Genomic DNA, 18,161 nt, shown 5'->3' on the forward strand with positions numbered 1-18,161 from the left:
CGATGACTTTACTCAGCTCATTCCGGCCTAGATTGCGGGGTAATTTAGCATATGAATGAGACCCGACGAACGCGACCGCGCATCATCATGATGGATCATCGCATAATGACGAAAATCCATGAAGCGCGCCGCGCCTTCGAGCAGGTCTTCGATTTCCCCAAGGCTCGTCGCCAAACGAACCGCGAGAATGAAATCATCGGCAAACGCCAGCGCTTCAAGCCTGTCGCGGCACGGCATCAGGAGAGACAAAGCGCCGGACGACCGGCGCAGAATGATAAAAGGAACTATATCGGCACAACGGCTTAACGTGCAGGATACCCATGTCCGCAATCGCCGAAGCAATTTCTTCACGGACCTTCGCAACCGCCATCACTCCCAGCAAGGCGCAAACCGATCGAGCTCCTGTATCGGGTCTTATACAGGAGCAGGCAATTCAACTTACGGGCAGATCGCAGCATGACAGCTGCAACGCGCGACCGCTCAAATGGGCAGTGAGCGCTGGACGACGGAAGCGATGGAGTGCGACATGCTCGAAGGCAAGCCCGAACCGGATTAGTCGATCTCGGTGAGATCGATGACATGACCTTCCGGATCCTCGATCGTGGCAGTGCGCCCCCACTCGGTTACCTGTGGCGCCCGGACGAGACGGCCAAAGCCGGACTCGACCTGCCGGCAATGGCCATCGAGATCGGTCACGGCGAAGCCGATCCTTACGCCGCGAGTATGGGTGTGTGCCTCGCTGCACGGATAGATCTCGAAAATCCCGTGGCCGGTATCGCACGCCATATGAAGCGGCCCGGAACCATGTTTCTCGGGAGTGAAACGAAGTCCGAGCCCCGTATAGAAGCCCGCCAGCCTCTCCGGATTATGCGCGCGCAGAACGAGCAGGTTAAGCTGCATGCCGCACTCTCACTTTCCTGCGCACGGGATCGACGGGTTCGATCGCAGCCTCAAGGGACGAGAAACGGGCGCGAAGCTCCAACGTCCCTCCCATCGCAGCGAGGAAGTCCAACAAGGTGCTGATCTTCATATCCGCGGCATTCTCGATCTTGGATATACGGGCCTGGTCGAGGTTCAACGCCTTGGCGACATCGCCCTGCGTTTCTCCCAACAAATGTCGCAGCTCGTTCAATCGCAAGGCATGATGCGTTGCATCCTTCTTCCATTGCGCCGCGAGTTGCAGCACGCGCGCTCCGGCTTCGGTAGCCTTGCGATAAATTTCCTGCGGCCGCGCGCCGAAGCCGGTCTCGCGAACATAGACACCAAAACCGGATGATTTTTGCCAAAGTATCTGACTCTGCATCCCGTCGATCTCGATATCGATCCACCATTCACCATCAGCTTTTGCCGGCGCATCGACATCGACCGCCGCCGCGACTTCGGATCGAACCGCGTCGATGAACTCGCCGATAGCCTTTGGGAGGGTTGGGCTAGTCATAACTCGATACTCCTCTGACCGCTGTCGGCCTTGTTCAAAAGGATGTTGCCATTCCGATCGCAGATCAAGATCGCTCCGCTTGCGCTGATAAAGCTGTTATGACCCCGACTGCGATAGCGATGCAGATCGGTCCGCCCCGGCACATCCCGCCGGGCATCGGGGCGCGGCGGATACATGCGCCCATCATCGAGCGGATAGCCGGCGTCGAACACGATACCGGAGAGTTCGTCCTCGACCTCGATCAGGATGCGACCGAGAAGTGCGAAGGCCTCATCGCGAGTGGCGCATGCCGGCGCCGCCAGCAAACGGCGGAAGAATTCCTCAAGACGATCAGCTAAACTCAGCATGTCAGAAGCGACATATTCACTTTTTGGCATATTTGCAAGCCGCCAGCTTCACTTGTGCCGATCGTTGCCCGCCCACGACAGTCTAACGAACGCTGAAGGAGACTAGGAGCACCGTTAACGCTCCGAACCCGAAACAGTCCATATCGGAAACAGTTACCGTGCCGAGAACCTGCGGTATCCGAGAGCCGGTGCGTCTGAGGGATTGATGCATGGTGAAAAGCTTCCACTTGAACCAAGCCGCCCCGCGGTTGCACCCATTTCGCCGCGCCTCGAGATGGGTGCCTATGAGACGCTTTGGCTCATACCCAATGCCAGCTTCAAGACGCTCGCCGAACGCTTCGCGCAGAACGCGACCAAACGCCCGTCCGATTTTGTGGACCACGAGGAAGCCGAAACAAACGCATCACGCGCGCTCGCCAAGCTGCTGGGCGGCGGCGTACGAAACTTTTCGACACGCATCCACGGCACCGGCGAATATCCCGCGCGCCTGCGCGACGCACGCCACCCGGTCGAACTTCTCTATTACCAAGGCGCATGGGAACTGACCGAGACGCGATCGGCGGCGGTCGTCGGCACCCGCGATCCCAGTCCCGAAGGCATCAAACGCGCACAGCGCGTCGCCCGCGAACTGGCCGAGCGCGGCATCACGGTCATTTCGGGACTCGCGCGCGGTGTCGACACGGCGGCACTTCGCGGCGCGATGGAAGCAGGCGGCAAGGTCATCGCGGTGATCGGAACCCCGCTCGGCGTCACTTATCCGCCCGAGAACCGGAAGCTTCAGGAGCGCATCGCCGAAGAGCATCTGCTCATCAGCCAGGTGCCGGTGCTGCGCTATGCCGCGCAGACGCCGCAGCATAACCGCTTCTTCTTCCCCGAGCGCAATGCGACAATGAGCGCGCTCAGCGAAGCGACGATCATCATCGAGGCCGGAGAGACATCAGGCACGCTGACGCAGGCACGCGCCATCCTCGGAAAATTGGGCGCGCATCGTATCCAAGAAGGCCTGGGCGAACTCGAAGGTCGACCGGCGGTTGGGAATCTCGATGATATTGCCGGGTTTGATGCGCGTGGTGGCATCGGCAATACGCTCGTCGAGGAGACTCCCCAGGATCGCCTTGCCATAATCGAGCGGACTGGCCGACCTCAGATCGGGCGCATCTTCCTTGGGAAACGAAAAGCCAAGCGCGACCTGCCCCGCCTGCAGATCAGCCATCGCTGCGCTGGCGGGCAGATTCTGAAAAAGGCCACCATCCAAGATTTCCGGATTGGCAGCCGTTCCCGGCAGGCGGAAGGCAAAGGGAATGGCAGCTGAATCGACGAGCGCATCGACGAGGCGTGCTTCCGAGGTCTCCGTGGCAGCAGACGCGTTGTGGAAACGAATGTCCGACCGCATGATACGAAGCTGAGGCACCTTCAACGGAAGGTCACGGATCGGGCATTCGGCGTCGACGCCGCCGAGCCTGAAAAGCTCCAGAATCAACTCCCGCACATGTTTTTCATCGAAGAGCGGGTAGCCGAAGAGCAGACGCGGGACGGCATTGCGCTTTCGCAACCGCGTAGACGGGAAGTGCTGCTCGACCTTCCCTTTGAGGGTGTGCGCCCGATCGACAATCGCTGTGATATCGCACCCTGTCGCATGCATCGCGGCCGCGATCGCGCCAGCCGATGCACCGCTGACGCGGATGACCTCGAAGCGACCTTCATCGACCGCCACGTTACAAGCCTTGGCAGCCGCCATGAGTTCGATGACCCGAGCGCCACCACCCTGATATGCCAGACTGACCTGCAATTCCCCCTCCCCACAGCCGGATTTGGTCGCCTTTCTCCCGACATCAGAGAGTCAGTCAGGCAAGCGACGCTTTTTCTAACGAGTCAGACCCTTCTGCCCGCAATCTCCTCAAGCGCGGCGATGCGCTCGCTGCAGATCTCATGGACGATCGCGCCAAGCGCCTCGACGCGCTCGCCGAGCCAGGCCAGTTCCTCCTCGGTGATGCGATAATGTTTGGAGTAGCGCGCCTTCACATAGGCGTCCTTCAGCTTCTCGAACATCGCACGCTCACGCCGCTGTTCGCGGGGCCATGCGTCGACCAGACGCCGATCCAGCCGCTCGGCCTGGGTGCGCAGGAAACCGAGATTGTGAACGTGCGGCGTGTAGAATGTGACCACGAGAAGAACGCAATGATAGAGGCGTTGGGTGGCTTGGTGGAGCTGAAAGGCCGCGTTGTTGAAGCGACCTTGATCACGATTGAAAACGTAGTTGTCGAAGAACTCTTTGCCGCTCGGCAGCCACTCCTCAAAATATTCCGTCGCCATCGCCAGCGCCTGTTCAGGCGTTTTCGGCTTGGGAGAATGCAACGGTTGGGCGCCTTCGCTCTCATAGACCGCAATCCCGTCCCTCGCGATATCCATGAAAAAATAACGCCCGTGCGCGAGCCCATCGTTCACCTCCTGCAAGGTATGAACGATGAAATTGACCGGCGTCCGGATCGTCTTCGTGATCCCGAATTCGCGGGTCAGCCGTTCCTCGGCCTTCTCCCAAAATTTGACAGGATCGGTCAGCCGCGGATCGGACACGATGATCAGCAGATCGAAATCCGACTGATAGCCCTTTGCGGTGTGCGGCTCGTCAACCCAGCCGCCACGGGCATAGCTGCCATAAAGGACGATCTTGAGAATCCGCCCCTGCTTCTTCCACTCGCCCGAGGCAAGCGCGGTCGCGTCGCCGAACTCCTCGAACAGGATCGCGACCACGCGCTCGAGATCGCGCTGCTTGGCCGGCGGAAGATGGGAAAGGTCGTTACGCATGACGGACCAAGAGTCTCGCGGAAGGTCGTGGCTTTGGCAAGGGAGCGCACCTCCATACCCAGAAAACCAGAGCTAAGGGTTCGAGAAAATCGCTACTCGCTGATGGGCTGCGGCTCCATCCCTTAGACAAGGGAGGGAGCGCATTCCGCATGCGGTGAACAAGCGAGCCGGCTGGCTCACCGCCGTCCACCACCATCGTCCGGCCACCCACGCAAGGCGCTGCGGAGCGCAGCCGCCAATAGCGGAGCGGAGCAGCGCCTTGCCTGCGCGCCAATGGCGCGCAGGGCACCGTCCTCATCGATCATCTCTCCAAGCGGACTTTGTATGTCTTGCGGTTATATTCGATGTTCCATATTCCCGTCTGACCTGGGGCCAGACGGTGGCAAGCACGATCGATCGTGCTTTTGAGGCAAAGCTCACTATCAGCCTTACTCGAGGGCATTCTTGAAAGGTCAGCATAATCTACCGGAACGTCAAGAAGACGCCAATCGGAGAGCGGTTGGCCGTCCAGCGTGATCTGGACAATCGCGGTGTCAGACTTCATCGCCGCAGGTGCCGACTTCACCACGTCGTCGGTGTGAAGCATCGCCGAGAAGCGCATGTCGGAACTCTTGGCATCAACCTGATGCACCTCGACGGCAATGACGTTTCCTCGCGGCTTGAAAAGCGCCGTCGGCACAAAAAGCTTCGCCCAGTCACGCCCAGACAATTTGGCCGTATAAGGCTTCACAGGTCCGGCAGGAACACGAACACGCCCGACTTCCGTGCCATTCACATAAACGATGCAACCATCATCGCAATCGACGGAAAGACGCAAATCCTTGCCTCTCGCAATAGCCGGAATCGTAACTGCCCTGCGAAAATAGGCGACCGGATAACGGCTGCTCGGCGACGGGCCAGTCGTGAAGACAGTCGAAAGACCAGGACTTCCGTTATCGTCGTAGCCAATATGGGTCGGGCCCGACTTCCAGCCCGACGTGCCCTTTCCCAATTTCCAGTCAAGACTCGGATCACCAGTTGCAGCAAAGTAAGACCAGACATCGCCTTTGGAGATAACAGCAATACCTTCTTCAGACACGGGATTGGTCCAGATACCTTCCTTAGCCTGGGCTCCACCTGCCAAATCCGGCACGACCATTCCCAGTGCACACACAGATACCAACACCAAAATCGCACGACTCATGACAACCACACCCTTTTCCTTCAAACTTAAAATATTATACAACATATACATAATATATGAGCTTGAATTGACATTCATAACATAAATTACGAGACGAGGCTGAATATAATAATTTCTTCTCTTTTTGCTGATCTAATAGCCTTTAGAACACGATCAGGTTCAGCCGGCATGATCACACGACTTATATTCAAATTCCCTTCTGAAAAAGAGTATTTGCCGGGCCCCTGCAGCTCATCGATCAACTTCACATTGGCGGGTTTGAGCGCCATTATTCGCGCCGCATCATCGACGTCGAGACCGGCGGATTGCAGCTTGCTGAACTCGTTCCAGGTTGCCTCGATCAGCCGCTTAATGTCCGATGGATCGCAAACGAAGTTAACGACAAGAAATATGTGATCGGGTCGGCCCGAGAAGGTTTGAATGCTAGTCCCGGGTGAATATGCTCCGTTCTCCTCGACTCTAAGGCGATGCCAGAACTTACCCATTGGCGGGAATATGGCCCCCAGACTTTCCAGAAAGCCATCGACATCCTTCACGCCGTCGAGATGAAGAGGAATATATATCCGGACCGACGCCTGAGGACTGCCGTCACCGCGCTTGGTGATAAATTGCCTGCCGATTGGAAGAGAGCCGATGCCTGATGCCTCACTCCTGACTTGCGACATCGACGTGTCGGACGGAAATGCATGCTTCAGCGATCGCAGGCCATTCAGGAGATCAGGTCCAACCGCTCCGCGCGCCACAAGCGTCCATTGCCGAGAGTTTCCGAAGATCTTCGTCCAAATGCTGCGCGCCGCCTTTGCATCGGGTGTGGCCGTCAAGTGAGCGCATGTGCCGTTTAATGACGCGGGTGGCATCAAACCCAAGCCCATAGCCCGCTCAGCAAGATCGACCAGCGCGTTCGCACCACAGCGTTGATCCAGAGAGGCCAGCTTCAACTCGCGCGTTGCCAGATCATCAGAATCAGGACCACGAACGAGGTGGTGAAGAAGATTCAGCGCGAGTGCCTGCTTGTCAGACGGGCCGCTCACAACGATGCTGCTGAATTCCCGCTGGATACGCACATCGAAATTAAGTTGATTTTGCTTCAGATATGCGCGCATCTGTTCGGCATCGAGGCCGCCAAAACCGCTCAAGCGCGCAAGGCGCATCAAGCCTGGGGCCAAAGCCTGTTCGGACGCCAGAAGCTCTTTCACCGAGGACCCGAAAATCGTGACCCCGAAGCCGGCTCCGCTCTCTTCCTTCTCAACAAAGATCGGCGGAGAATCGGCTCCGGCAAGACGATAAAGATTGTCACGAATCGGTAGGAGTTTCGGCTCGGCGGAATTCCGCGGCAATTTGATGATCTCGGGCAACTCGGCAGGGCCGTTGAATGATGCAGAATCCTGGCCCGACAGCGCAACAGGATGAGCAAGGATTTTGCGAATATTCCGCAATCCGACTTCACGATCACCGAGGGGCGCTACGGCCACAAAGCCGAGATTGCGCGGCTCGCTCAAACGACGCATCTCGGCGCGGACCTCGGCGATGGTTATCGAGTCCACCTCGCCAGGAGCCATTCCCATCCTGCAATCGGGTTGACCAAAACGTCCGTTTTCGCTTGCTCTCACCAAGTCCGCATAAATCGAATCCTGGCGCAGGCACTCGGCCATGTCGAAGGCGCTGGTTGCCGCCTTGATATCGCTTTTCGCCCGCTCAATCGCCCCAGCCGCGGACTCGGACGACAAAAAGTCGATCGCACCGGCAATTTGAGAAAAAGCAGGCGAAAACTCACCAGACAGTGACGAGAATATTATATCGATGCCAGCGTGGCTGCCCGTGCCGTCCAGCAGGCGCGGTCTAATCTGCACGTCGCGCGCCGGAAATCCGATACGGCCCGAGCGGCCCGCCATTTCAGCCATCAACGCTTGAGCGAGAACGATCTGCACAGTCTGCCGCCGGCTGTCGGCAGCCTCATCCCCCCGATATCCCAGCAAGACCATGGACGTGCTCCCACGTATCCCAGGTAGGTGGTCAACCGGCCCCCGTGTAAGATCGGATGAAGGCAGCAGCGGAGAAGCTGGCGATCCGCCGCCCGGCATGTCGGAGAAACGCCGGATTATTTCCCGCTCAACGCGCTCAGCATCGACGTTACCAACAATATAGAGAATCTCATTATTTGCCCGATATCGATCCGCGTAAAATTTCAGTACGTCGGTAACACGAGTCTTTCTCAGGCTCTCCAAGCGCGCCTTAACAGTATGCCTGCTCATGGATGATGATTTGGCCATGTTGGATACAATCAGGCCCGTCCCAGAATATGGGCCAATCATCAATATTTCACTTTTTACAATATTGATCTCCGATACTATATCATGCTCTTGAAAATTCGCACCGTGAGCAATCGTCCGCAAATGCCCTATGGCCTCCGTCACGCGCACCCTCGGTACAGTGAAGCCATATTTGTCTGGATTGGCGAAAAATGGCGAAGGCGCCCCAAAGTATTTTGGGAAATCTATCCGCTTAATCAGTTTTCCATCCGGTGCTCGCATTGTATGAAGCGCCAGCATGTGCTCCAGAAGATGAGGAAGCTCCATCAAATCCCCGCCGTCTGCCGCATTTGTGTCGACATGAAGCACGACCGAGACAAATTCACTTTGCCTCTCGGCGGGCAGCGTTCCCGTGGGCGCGATGACATAGCGGAATCCATTTGAAAGCGAGCCAGCCCGGATTTGTCCGCGCAACTCAGCCAGCTGCGCCGCAGGCAGATTCTCCTGCGCCACCGCCGGAAGGGCCGCCAGCCCAGACAGCACAACGCCCGCGCAAACCGCCAACCAGCTTGCCACGCCGCACAGCGGGCGTACGCATCTGTTTTTCATGATATTCCCAATGATCCTGGAGCAACGATGCAGATCGGGAAGGAAAGGGAGTTACCTCCCCTTCCTTCTTCCAGTGCGTCTATTTCTTCGAGGCTCCGAATGCCCAACGCATGCCAACCGTAAAGTTATGCGCCGCATAGTTCGCCTTGAAGTTTCCGAGACTGGGCGTCAAAGGCGATGCATTCCTGGGCCCCATAGGTGTATTAACGATTGTTGACTCTCCTAGGTTGTGAAGGGTCCATTTAGCACCCGGCACATTGAAGTACCGATATCCCAGATCGAGTTCCAATCGCTTATTCAGCTTAACCGAAGCGCCCGCCATTACCTGCCAGGCAAGGGAGATGGAATTGCTCCGTCCCCCCACGAACTCCTGGATTTCGCGAATGAAGTCCGGATCGTGGTAGATTTGCCCTTCATATAGCGTGGGTATAGACCACGGGCCGGTACCGCCGATTCCATCCATCTTCCCCTGCAGGCCAACCGAATAGCGGGACAGGCCGAGGCCACCGCCAATATAGGGCCTGAAGGCACCGCCGGGCTTCCCGAAATCATAAATTGCATTGGCCATCAAAGACCAATTCTCGATATCGCCGGGAACATCATCACAGTCGTGCGGCTGTTGGCTGAGCTGTGCATTCGCAGGTATCCCGCACACGCCGAAGGGCGCGACGGCATTGCCACCGATCCTGGCAAATGGCGACATACGGTGAGCCCCTTCAAGCTCGAACCGGATATTATCAGTCAGTCGGTACCCGAGAGCCACGATCTGCGCCACATTTGCCTTGGTGTGGAAGTCCCAGACGACGGGACTTGTACCATCCTGCGCCTTTCCTTCCGCCTTGGCACGCATTCCCGGCGCCACCGTGTAGCCGGCGCCAAAGGCCGCATACCAGTCCGACGGGTCACCGAACGGCGCCAGGCCGTTGGTCGGACTGCGACCATCAGCAGCGGCCCGGCCAGAATCCGACCATTTCACGCTCGCCATGAAGGTGCGTGGCCGACCATAAAAACTCCCGGTTATGCCCGGAGAGACAGTCGAAAGGTATTTCGCATCGGTCAGATTCTCGACAAACAGCCTAAAATCAACGCCGTTGGCGATCTTGTAGTCAACTCCAAGATCGAACACGGCGTAGGCCTTCTCGCCGAATTCAAAACGACAATCGTTGCCCGGGCAAGGAATCGGATTTGCGTTTTGATCATAAGGATAACGCTGGCCCGTCTGATAAATCCGGCTCCGGTAACGGCCACCCAATTGAAACGCCAGACCGTCCACAAAGCCCGGACGCCAATCGACAAAGACGCTGCCAGAAGATGCCGGGAGATTGGTTATCTCCACAGGTTCGGTCCGTGGCGGCGTTATATTTGCTTTGCTATAGTTGAAGTTCGCATTGATACTCAAACCATCGAACAACTCTCCGGATACCTCCAGATCAAATCCTTTGCCGTTCGAATATGGCACCATGACAGAGCAACGACTCCCCTCAGGAATCCCGGCATAGGGCGGACACCCAGAATAGGACGCAAGCACCCCCCTGTTCCGCTCCTTGATTCGATGCAAGGAGGCTGAGAAGAGAATTTTTCCGGTCGCATATTTGAGACCGATTTCTTTATTCTGGTACTCAATCGGCGGAAGAGAACTATAGATGTAATTGGGAGCCTCCCCCGATCTTTGATAATAATAATCCTGCCTATTAAAACCATCAGCGTAACTTGCAAATAGTGTCACCCGCTTCATCGGCTTTAGTGTTGCAGAAAAGCTCGGCCGCCAAGTAGATCCAATAGATGATAATTTAATATTTGAAACCCTTCTATCATAGTCCGGCGACGTTTCCCGTCCAGTGAATGTCCTATAAACTCTCACAAAATCATTCTTCAACATATCTCGCCGCACGAGCGCCGTTATGGCAACAAGATCACGCCAGCCAATCGTATCACCAAGAACTATTCCAAGACTTCTCCTTATCGATCCATCATATATCGTTCCAGCCGACACTTGAGAAGTGAATGAACTGTATGACGGATTTAACAGATCATTCAAATTTGTTATTATAGCTCGCTCATACGAACCAGAACCCGAAGGAGAAATATCTTGGGAAGGAATTTCATTATATGAAACATTCGCAAATACATCGTGCCTGAGGCCAAATGTATTGAAGCGACCCGTCAATTTTGCATCTATGCCGAGCTGATCTGACTCTACATCGTACAATGATGCTTTGGTTATTGATCCTGGATAAAACACCTGATCGGGACGCAGAACAGACAGAAGATACGCCTCTATATTAAATGAATCCGTGTCATTATTACTCATCGAATAGAATGCGCCAATCTCAAAATCCCAGTCCTTGGCTACATCCACGTAAAATTTGCTGAATATTTCTGTATATTTGTCGTTCCGTCCCACCGACTTGTCGGCAATATTAACGCTCCGAGGAAGTTCGATCACTGGGCCATCGAAGTAGCGCAGTACACCGATGTTCGCACCGTCGATTTTCGAACGATTGTGGGAGAATCCTAACTCCAGCCGCGCATCATCACCGAGCGGAGCATCGAACAGGCCCGTAATCAGGTAATTGCGCTGGTTGAAATCCTCCAGGATGTTACCCTCTTTCCGGAAGCTGGCAACGCCGCGGAAAGCGATCGGCGAGCCGAGGATGCTTGGGGTCGAGAAATCACCGACCAGAGCATAGCGGCCATAGCTTCCGACATCCGCCTTTACAGAGATCGCCTGGACAGGACCCGGACGCTTGCGGATCAGGTTGATAGAGCCGCCTACAGACCCGGCGCCGGTCGTCAGCGCATTGGGGCCTCGCACCAGTTCAACCCGCTCAAAGCCATCCAGGTTCTGCGTCAGCGCGCCCGGAAGCGTTAGCGAACGCGCGGGACCACCCTCAACCTGATATTGCTCGATCCTATATCCACGGGAATAGATGACCGGCTCGCCCGGCGTCCCGGCATCCTGAATGGTAATCCCGGGCATGCGGCTCAGCGCCTCAGTCAGATCGGTTATGTCCTGCTTCTCGATCTGCTGCTGGGTCTGGACCGTGACTGAGCGCGGGATATCCTCGATCGGAATCGGGGCGCCCATGGTGACGCTTGCCACCTTCGCCCGATATCCGTCAGCCTCCTCATCCTGCCCACCGCGAATGCCGCCAAGCTGCGCAATCCCGTCACCGCGCACGGGCGCCTGATAGGCCCCACCGCCCTGCGAGCCCTCGACGGTCACCGTCCCGAGGATCCGCTCGCCATCGGCAGCCGCGACCTCATCGCCCGACGCCTGCACCAAGGTCGCGGTATTCCCCGACAGCCGCGCCGAAAGCCCGGTGCCCGCGAGAAGCTGCCCCAGCGCCTGCTGCGGCGTCATCGAACCCGAGACGCCGGCCGAGCGCTTGCCGCTGACCAGTTCGGACGAATAGACGAGCTGGACGCCGGTGCGCGCCGAATAGGTCTGGAGCGCGCCGGCGAGGTCGCCCGCGGGGATGGAGAAGCTCTGGGCGTCCTGCGCATAGGCGGCCGCGGGCAGCGCCACCGCTGCGGGCACGGCAAGCGCCACCGCGAGCGCGAGGCGCGAACTATGGTAAAAGCGTCGACTGGTCTTGTGATCGGTCATGAAAGAGCCCCCTCTTAGAGTAACCCGCGATCTTGCGGATGTCAGTGGTTCAACGTCTGGGGCGGAGGGTTCCGCAAAGGTGGGGTGGAAAAAAGGTTACAAGGAAACTTGGAGAAGCTCGCCTGCGGCTTTGCCAAGAAGGGGAAACACAAGAGAGGGGGCGCCTGCGTCCGCAGGGCGCAGAGAGAAGGAACAAGAACAGGAGGAGGCGCGCACGATCGCGTGCGCAGCAAAGAAGGAACATAGAAGGCGCCCGCGTCCCGCAACCATGCTGCGGGCCGCCCTGCGCCACGGGCCAGGCACCGCTGCGCGTCGCAGGGCCCAGGATGGACGGCGCGCCGCCATAGGGCGAGTGCGCCGGGGCCGCGCGCCACGGGCGCGGCGCGCTGAGAAGATAGTGAGATACGATATACCATAACGATGCACCTCCCTGAATACCCTCTCGCGCGAGCGAGAAGGCGGACGCAGCGCGGACGCGGCAGCGGGGGGCGGGGGCGGAAGCCCCCACCCTTCCTGCTGCAAAGGTTGCAGATCTTGTCGCTTGGGCCGGTGCGGAAGTTGTGCCCCAGGGCAAACAAGGCGGGCGAGCCGAGCAACCGCCCTCCCCCTCACAGCCATTGTTCGGCATCACGCAGCAACGCGGCGAACAGTGCATCCTGATCCTGATGCCGGAAGATATCCTCATAAGCGAAGCGCATCTTCATGAGGAGCGACGGTGCGTCGGGCGCGGGGGTGAGGATCAACGCGCGCAGTGCCGCCCAGCGAGCCAACGCCAAATCATTGCCATGCTCCTCGAGCGGGAAGATGCCGTGTGCGGCCATAGAAGAGCGCCGGTCACCGCCCGCAGCGATCGCCTGCTCGGCGCGACGACATGCAGGGCTCAGCACATGCGCGAGGAAAGCGTCATAATGGGCGCGCGCGCGGCCGTAATCGGTGAGCGCTTCGGACCAAGGGAGCGGCGACAAAGTCGCGCCGGACGCACCGGGCGAGGCCATCGCGAACGGGGAGAGCGCGAGGCTCTTGAGCAAGTTTCGACGCGAATCATTGGCCGCGCCGCCAGGCGGCGCTACAGGGCTATCAGCCATAGTTCGACTCCACGGTAAGTCGGTTGTGGTCAGGGCCGGGTGGAAGTTACAGCTTCCGCTCGGTCCGCTTAGCGGGGTATCATGTCTTCCATGTCAGATCAAGAAACTGTGGTACCAAAAAAGAAGCGCGGGCCGAAGCCCACGGGAAAGGGCTTTTCGGTGCATCTCCGACTGCTCCCGGACATGCTCGGACCGCTCGACGCATGGATCGCGGCGCAGCCCGATCCCAAGCCAACGCGGCCTGAGGCAATTCGCGCGTTATTGCGGAAGCAACTCGACGGCGAGTGAGGCGTGAGCGGGGCGCGCTGACGAGGTCACGAGGCGTGCCCGACAGGCGCAAATGATGGGCCAGCTTTGATCGCATAAATCGCCCCTCCCCCACATAGGAAAACATCAAGAATAATAGTAACTTACGCCACTCTATTGCGCTGACAATTATGCCCCAAAACTCGCGAAGAACGAAGAGTTTTCGTTCAATTGCCGACCAAAATGGATGAAGTTTTTGGGGTCTAGCTATGCGGGAATCGGGAGGTCGTGCCAGACGCCACAGTCCCGCGTTTAATAGAGGGCCAACGCACAAATTGCCCATGTTGAGTTCAGTCTCAATTGTCCCTAGCGATAAGGATCAATCTTGCATCAGGATCTTCTGTGAAATCAATCGTCGCCATCAGCGCTCGAAGAGACCGTCGGCGGCATCGTCGAATTTCCAAAGCCTTAGCGCGCCTACTCAGAAGCTTACTACAGGATTCAGCAGACAGCAGTGTTGAAATAATGGACTGAACAGCATTCAGCATCGGCCGACGATACCGCCGCGGATGAGCTGTGGCTAAGCGGAGCGTGAAACGATTCCGACGCTATTTACCGGTTTCCGCAGTTGGACATGCATCAACTCCCTCGGCATAGTCTGCCAATGATCCGCAGAATATCCTCTTATCTTGAAACGGACGCTGAGAAGCTCGAACATATTGTGCATCTCGAGAAAAGCTGGAGCATTCTCGGGCCGTTACGAGAGATCAATTTCCAGTTTCGGTTTTGCAATCCGTATGAAGATCGGGACTATTGCCCAGAAGCCAGCGCACAACGTAATTTCGATCGCCTCATCAATGCAGGATTCGAGGCACGTCGGTATGAAGGCGACGGCGGTCACCACGTCACTGTTTCCACCCATATCGAGCCATCGCTCGAAAAGATAAACGCAATCGAAAAACAGCTAGATGACCTGATCGATGACGATTATTTTTACTACGACGGATGGTCTTATCCCGACCTTTTAGAAATCAGATTCTGGCCGACATCACGCACGGCCAATCTTCGATCCAATTTTAACGCGGCCATAAATCGTGGCCGCGTCCTTTTCGGCGAAAGGCTGCTAAAAGACCCACTCGGGACGACCTCCGATGTAAATTTCCAGATGGTGCCCAGCAAGTTTTTACGCCTTGCCGAGAAAAGGCGGCCGAGAGACCCGCAACCGACGGCGTCCGCATTTTCACAATGGATCTACTCACTTTACGCCGATGCGTGGGGAAATGAGCAGGATCGGGAACGCGGCAAAGAGACCGAAAAAGCCGTCTGGGAATTGAGACAGCAAGCGGAGACTTCGCTCGACCCGTCTTTGCTCCGGAAGAAATTCCAGGGCTGGACGCTCGTTCACAATGGACTGCACCTCGAGCGCAACATGGATACAGGCTATTTTACGATCGCCTCGCTCGAGGTCGGAGGCACGCCTCTCAGGGCCTCGCCCGACCTTGTGTACCGTCACGAGGGAACGGGCGAGATTCTCATCGTCGAATTGAAAAATTCCTATCTGCCGCTCCCTGCCAATCTCTGGCCCAATCTGTGGGGCCAGCTCTGGTGCTACGCCCAGATCGACGCCGCGGCACGTGCGCCCAAGGTCACCGTCGTCGGAGAAGTCTGGGCAAGCCACAAGCTCTTCATGCGCGGTTCCAATCCAATAGACGCGGTATCGCTGCGCGCATCGCAGCGGCGCGATCCGCGTACGCCTGCCTATGATCGCTTCTTCCGCTCCCTCTTCGATATCTATCGTGGGGTTTCACCAAGCAGCTAAAATTTTGGCTTGGCGAACCCTGTAAATGGCGCCCTTTTGCAAACGCCCGTTTTCATATGATATCCGTCTGGCGTATCGAAGATATAGGCATAAGCGCCGCTCTCGCGCTTGACGCTTGTGCTGATCTGATAGCCGTTCGGCCGCTTGATATAATTGAACAGGATTTCGGTCGGACTGACGCTGTAAAGCTGCAGCGTCTCTCTGCAATCATCCGAGCAATATCGCTTTTCGGTCAGGTTGACGCGATAGACCACAGAGAAGCGCTCCGACTCGTGATCGCTGTTTCCGATCGTCGACATCTCCTGCCCCGTGCATAGGAGGTTGAAGACTGCAGCCGCCGCGAGCGCGGTAGAAGCGCTCATTTCCTTTTCTCCCGTGCAAGCCCATGACGCAACATATTGCTTTTCGCATGCGATTCCAGCAGTGGCGCGGCCTCGGCGAACGCGCGTATATCCGGATGGCGCCTGGTATCGGCCATCGCGCCAAGCGAATTCTGCCTCGTGTCACTCATGGTCGAACTTGCCTTTTCTACGCTTTTTCAAACGGTTTCCGGTCTTCGTCAGCTTCCCTCTAGGTGATCGCCTGATTAAATCCAGCCCGCAAGCGGTAGCCATAGAGCTTCGCCCGTCTATGACATCGAAACAGAAACATTCCGCAACGACACGCATGTCGCGAATGGTCCTCGCGCTGACCCACCGGGCGCCCGCGCCGCCGCCTGCGACAGAATTCTGGCTTCACTGCGAGCAACAACGCCCCTCTAGTACCAACATGTCATAGCAAGCGAGACAGACAGGGCAGCCAACACATCAAAATTTTACGTTTTGATTGACATTTTGACATTATTTCGTTGAACTTCACTCGAAACTACAAATGGACAATCCATGCTCCACGCCCTTACGATTGAAAATTTCTATTCGGTCCTCGACGAGCAGGTCGTCGACCTCCGCGTCGCTGACAATGCGCCCGAAATGCCGCACCGGTTCGCGCCGCTCTGGATGGGTTCGGACACCCGCGCGCCGAAGGTGATCGCGGTCTTTGGCGCGAATGCCTCCGGCAAATCAACGATATTGCGTGCGCTGTCGTTCATCGCCTGGTTCCTGCGCGACAGCTTCGGCATTGCCCCTGACGGCGGCTTGCCGTTCGAGCGGTTTAACAGCAATGATGGCCGCGCGCGTTCGACACGCCTCAGCGTATCGCTCGGCGGGCTTGTCGACCCGGAGGATGATCGTCCGGACGCCCCTGAATGCCTCTATCACTACGAACTCGAACTCGGCGGCCCAATCCGTACGACTGTCGAGCGCGAAGCCCTTTATTATTGGCCGCCCCCGTTTCATCGCAAGGTTCGGCTGTTCGAGCGCGACATGGAAGGCAAGGTCATAGGCGGAACAGGCTTTCCGCTGAGCGGATTTTCACAAGCCCTCGGCAAGATCCTGCGCCCCAATGCCAGCGTCATCTCGACGCTGGCGCAGCTCAAGCATCCTTTTGCGACGGCGATCTGGGAGATGGCTCAGCGCGTCTATTCAAACATATTGATCGAGCGCGCGGACGGCCTCGAGGATCAGGTCGTGCGCCTTTATGCGAGCGACCCCATGCTGATGGCATCGCTCAACCGAGAGATCGAGCGCATAGATCTTGGCATCAGCGGCATTCGCGTTGACCAAGGTCCAAATGGCCCGCTCATGCTTTTCGCGCACCATGGGCATGACGGCTTGATGCCGCTGATGCTTGAAAGCCAAGGCACGCGTATGTTTCTCCGCCTCTATCCAGCCTTGCTCAAGGCGCTCGATGTCGGCGGCATTGCGATACTCGACGAACTCGACACCGCCATTCATCCGCTGATCCTTCCCGAGATCCTCCGCTGGTTTCAGGATCCGGCGCGCAATCCGCATAATGCCCAGCTCTGGATGACATGCCATAATGCGTCACTGCTCGAGGAGCTTGAGAAGGAAGAAATATTCTTCACGGAGAAGGATGCCACGGGGCGTACCGAGATTTTCGCGCTCAGCGACATCAAGGCGGTGCGACGCGAGGATAACCATTATCGCAAATATCTTGCGGGTGCCTATGGCGCGGTGCCGAGCATCGGATGAGGCCGCCTCGCCCCCTTCCTCGTCGGCGCGAGCGCCTGCTGCGCACCCGTCTGTTCATCGGTTGCGAGGGGGAGAGCGAACAAAGCTATGCCGCGCTCCTCCAACGATTTGCCGATGCCGCCGGACTGCAAGTTCATCTCGACGCGGTGCTGCTTCAGCCAGGAGGGGGCGATCCGCTTGCGATCATTGAAAAAGCCGTGCGCGAAGTCGCGCGCCGCGCCATCCGCCACGGCGAACCCTATCCGCACCATTTCGTGCTTCTCGATACCGACAAGCTCGGCCAATCGCCGCAGCGCGACCAGCGCGGACGACAGCTTGCAGGAGATGAGGGGCTGGCGCTCGTCTGGCAGCGCCCATGCCATGAAGGCCTGTTGCTGCGCCATCTGCCCGGCTGCCACACGCGTGATCCGCAGTCGAGCGGGATTGCTCTCAAGCAACTGGTCCAGCGCTGGCCTGCCTATGTAAAAGGGATGGCGGCGCCGCGCCTTGAGGAAAAGCTCGATCTTGAGGGCGCGCGGCGCGTGGCGGGTATCGACGAAGGCTTTGCAGCGTTGCTCGAGGCTATCGGCCTAGGTTGACATAGCGTGCCGCACCGAGGTTCTCCATGCGTTCGCACCTGCACCTAGGAGGGGGCGCAGCTATCCTCCTGGATCGACCCGAACGCTCTGCAGCCATGTGGT

Annotated in this window: 14 protein-coding genes and 1 pseudogene; 5 read left to right on the top strand and 10 right to left on the bottom strand. The window is 57.6% G+C overall.

The features are described from left to right. The first annotated feature begins 105 nt into the window (after positions 1–105). A complete protein-coding gene (locus BLW56_RS20300; RefSeq protein ID WP_143043344.1) occupies positions 106–306 on the top strand; it encodes a hypothetical protein in 201 nt (66 codons plus the stop codon). Between the two features lie 246 nt (positions 307–552). Here BLW56_RS20300 and BLW56_RS02910 read toward each other — a convergent pair whose 3' ends face one another. The 3 genes from BLW56_RS02910 to BLW56_RS02920 are packed head-to-tail and all read right to left on the bottom strand — an operon-like array spanning position 553 to position 1,815. Next, positions 553–900: a VOC family protein gene (locus tag BLW56_RS02910; RefSeq protein WP_093509151.1), complete on the bottom strand. Its 348-nt coding sequence runs from the start codon at positions 898–900 to the stop codon at positions 553–555. Next, positions 890–1,438: an XRE family transcriptional regulator gene (locus BLW56_RS02915; RefSeq protein WP_093509152.1), complete on the bottom strand. Its 549-nt coding sequence runs from the start codon at positions 1,436–1,438 to the stop codon at positions 890–892. Before BLW56_RS02915 ends, BLW56_RS02910 begins: the two co-directional genes overlap by 11 nt. Further along, positions 1,435–1,815, bottom strand: a complete 381-nt coding sequence (locus tag BLW56_RS02920) for a hypothetical protein (protein ID WP_218140479.1) — start codon at positions 1,813–1,815, stop codon at positions 1,435–1,437. Before BLW56_RS02920 ends, BLW56_RS02915 begins: the two co-directional genes overlap by 4 nt. 244 nt (positions 1,816–2,059) lie before the next feature. On the opposite strand from BLW56_RS02920, the pseudogene BLW56_RS20775 reads away from it, so the two are divergent. Then, positions 2,060–2,689, top strand: a pseudogene (locus tag BLW56_RS20775) (DNA-processing protein DprA); the annotation flags it as partial. Between the two features lie 33 nt (positions 2,690–2,722). Here the strand turns inward: BLW56_RS20775 and BLW56_RS20780 are convergent. The 6 genes from BLW56_RS20780 to BLW56_RS02955 form a co-directional block, all read right to left on the bottom strand. After that, entirely contained in the window at positions 2,723–3,574 is an 852-nt protein-coding gene (locus BLW56_RS20780; protein WP_143043345.1) for a patatin-like phospholipase family protein, read from the bottom strand. 83 nt (positions 3,575–3,657) lie between these two features. Continuing rightward, positions 3,658–4,590, bottom strand: a complete 933-nt coding sequence (locus BLW56_RS02935) for a HEPN domain-containing protein (protein WP_093509156.1) — start codon at positions 4,588–4,590, stop codon at positions 3,658–3,660. 301 nt (positions 4,591–4,891) lie between these two features. Next, entirely contained in the window at positions 4,892–5,824 is a 933-nt protein-coding gene (locus BLW56_RS20305) for a hypothetical protein (protein ID WP_177175779.1), read from the bottom strand. Positions 5,825–5,859: 35 nt separating this feature from the next. Further along, positions 5,860–8,598: an insulinase family protein gene (locus BLW56_RS02945; protein ID WP_177175780.1), complete on the bottom strand. Its 2,739-nt coding sequence runs from the start codon at positions 8,596–8,598 to the stop codon at positions 5,860–5,862. Positions 8,599–8,710: 112 nt separating this feature from the next. Next, positions 8,711–12,241 carry a TonB-dependent receptor domain-containing protein gene (locus tag BLW56_RS02950; RefSeq protein WP_093509159.1) on the bottom strand — a complete coding sequence of 1,177 codons (3,531 nt, stop codon included), beginning with the start codon at positions 12,239–12,241 and terminating at the stop codon, positions 8,711–8,713. Between the two features lie 608 nt (positions 12,242–12,849). Next, positions 12,850–13,326: a hypothetical protein gene (locus tag BLW56_RS02955; protein WP_143043347.1), complete on the bottom strand. Its 477-nt coding sequence runs from the start codon at positions 13,324–13,326 to the stop codon at positions 12,850–12,852. 910 nt (positions 13,327–14,236) lie between these two features. Here BLW56_RS02955 and BLW56_RS20310 point away from each other — a divergent pair. Continuing rightward, a complete protein-coding gene (locus tag BLW56_RS20310) occupies positions 14,237–15,391 on the top strand; it encodes a ribonuclease E inhibitor RraB (RefSeq protein WP_177175781.1) in 1,155 nt (384 codons plus the stop codon). Here BLW56_RS20310 and BLW56_RS02970 read toward each other — a convergent pair. Beyond that, complete coding sequence (locus BLW56_RS02970; RefSeq protein WP_093509163.1) at positions 15,388–15,753, bottom strand: hypothetical protein; 366 nt, start codon at positions 15,751–15,753, stop codon at positions 15,388–15,390. The genes BLW56_RS20310 and BLW56_RS02970 overlap by 4 nt on opposite strands. Positions 15,754–16,272: 519 nt before the next feature. Here BLW56_RS02970 and BLW56_RS02975 point away from each other — a divergent pair. After that, positions 16,273–17,481: an AAA family ATPase gene (locus BLW56_RS02975; protein ID WP_093509164.1), complete on the top strand. Its 1,209-nt coding sequence runs from the start codon at positions 16,273–16,275 to the stop codon at positions 17,479–17,481. Then, positions 17,478–18,059 (top strand): RloB domain-containing protein, encoded by a 582-nt coding sequence (locus tag BLW56_RS21025; protein WP_093509165.1) that lies wholly within the window; start codon positions 17,478–17,480, stop codon positions 18,057–18,059. The genes BLW56_RS02975 and BLW56_RS21025 overlap by 4 nt, the downstream gene beginning before the upstream one ends. Positions 18,060–18,161: the final 102 nt, after the last annotated feature.

The organism is Sphingopyxis sp. YR583, from assembly GCF_900108295.1.
Classification (GTDB): domain Bacteria; phylum Pseudomonadota; class Alphaproteobacteria; order Sphingomonadales; family Sphingomonadaceae; genus Sphingopyxis.

Bases quoted from the DNA above. Each gene is read 5' to 3' on its own strand.
- BLW56_RS20300 (WP_143043344.1), top strand. From the start codon at position 106: ATGACGAAAATCCATGAAGCGCGCCGCGCCTTCGAGCAGGTCTTCGAT.
- BLW56_RS02910 (WP_093509151.1), bottom strand. From the start codon at position 900: ATGCAGCTTAACCTGCTCGTTCTGCGCGCGCATAATCCGGAGAGGCTG.
- BLW56_RS02915 (WP_093509152.1), bottom strand. From the start codon at position 1,438: ATGACTAGCCCAACCCTCCCAAAGGCTATCGGCGAGTTCATCGACGCG.
- BLW56_RS02920 (WP_218140479.1), bottom strand. From the start codon at position 1,815: ATGCCAAAAAGTGAATATGTCGCTTCTGACATGCTGAGTTTAGCTGAT.
- BLW56_RS02935 (WP_093509156.1), bottom strand. From the start codon at position 4,590: ATGCGTAACGACCTTTCCCATCTTCCGCCGGCCAAGCAGCGCGATCTC.
- BLW56_RS20305 (WP_177175779.1), bottom strand. From the start codon at position 5,824: ATGTATATGTTGTATAATATTTTAAGTTTGAAGGAAAAGGGTGTGGTT.
- BLW56_RS02950 (WP_093509159.1), bottom strand. From the start codon at position 12,241: ATGACCGATCACAAGACCAGTCGACGCTTTTACCATAGTTCGCGCCTC.
- BLW56_RS02955 (WP_143043347.1), bottom strand. From the start codon at position 13,326: ATGGCTGATAGCCCTGTAGCGCCGCCTGGCGGCGCGGCCAATGATTCG.
- BLW56_RS20310 (WP_177175781.1), top strand. From the start codon at position 14,237: ATGATCCGCAGAATATCCTCTTATCTTGAAACGGACGCTGAGAAGCTC.
- BLW56_RS02970 (WP_093509163.1), bottom strand. From the start codon at position 15,753: ATGAGCGCTTCTACCGCGCTCGCGGCGGCTGCAGTCTTCAACCTCCTA.
- BLW56_RS02975 (WP_093509164.1), top strand. From the start codon at position 16,273: ATGCTCCACGCCCTTACGATTGAAAATTTCTATTCGGTCCTCGACGAG.
- BLW56_RS21025 (WP_093509165.1), top strand. From the start codon at position 17,478: ATGAGGCCGCCTCGCCCCCTTCCTCGTCGGCGCGAGCGCCTGCTGCGC.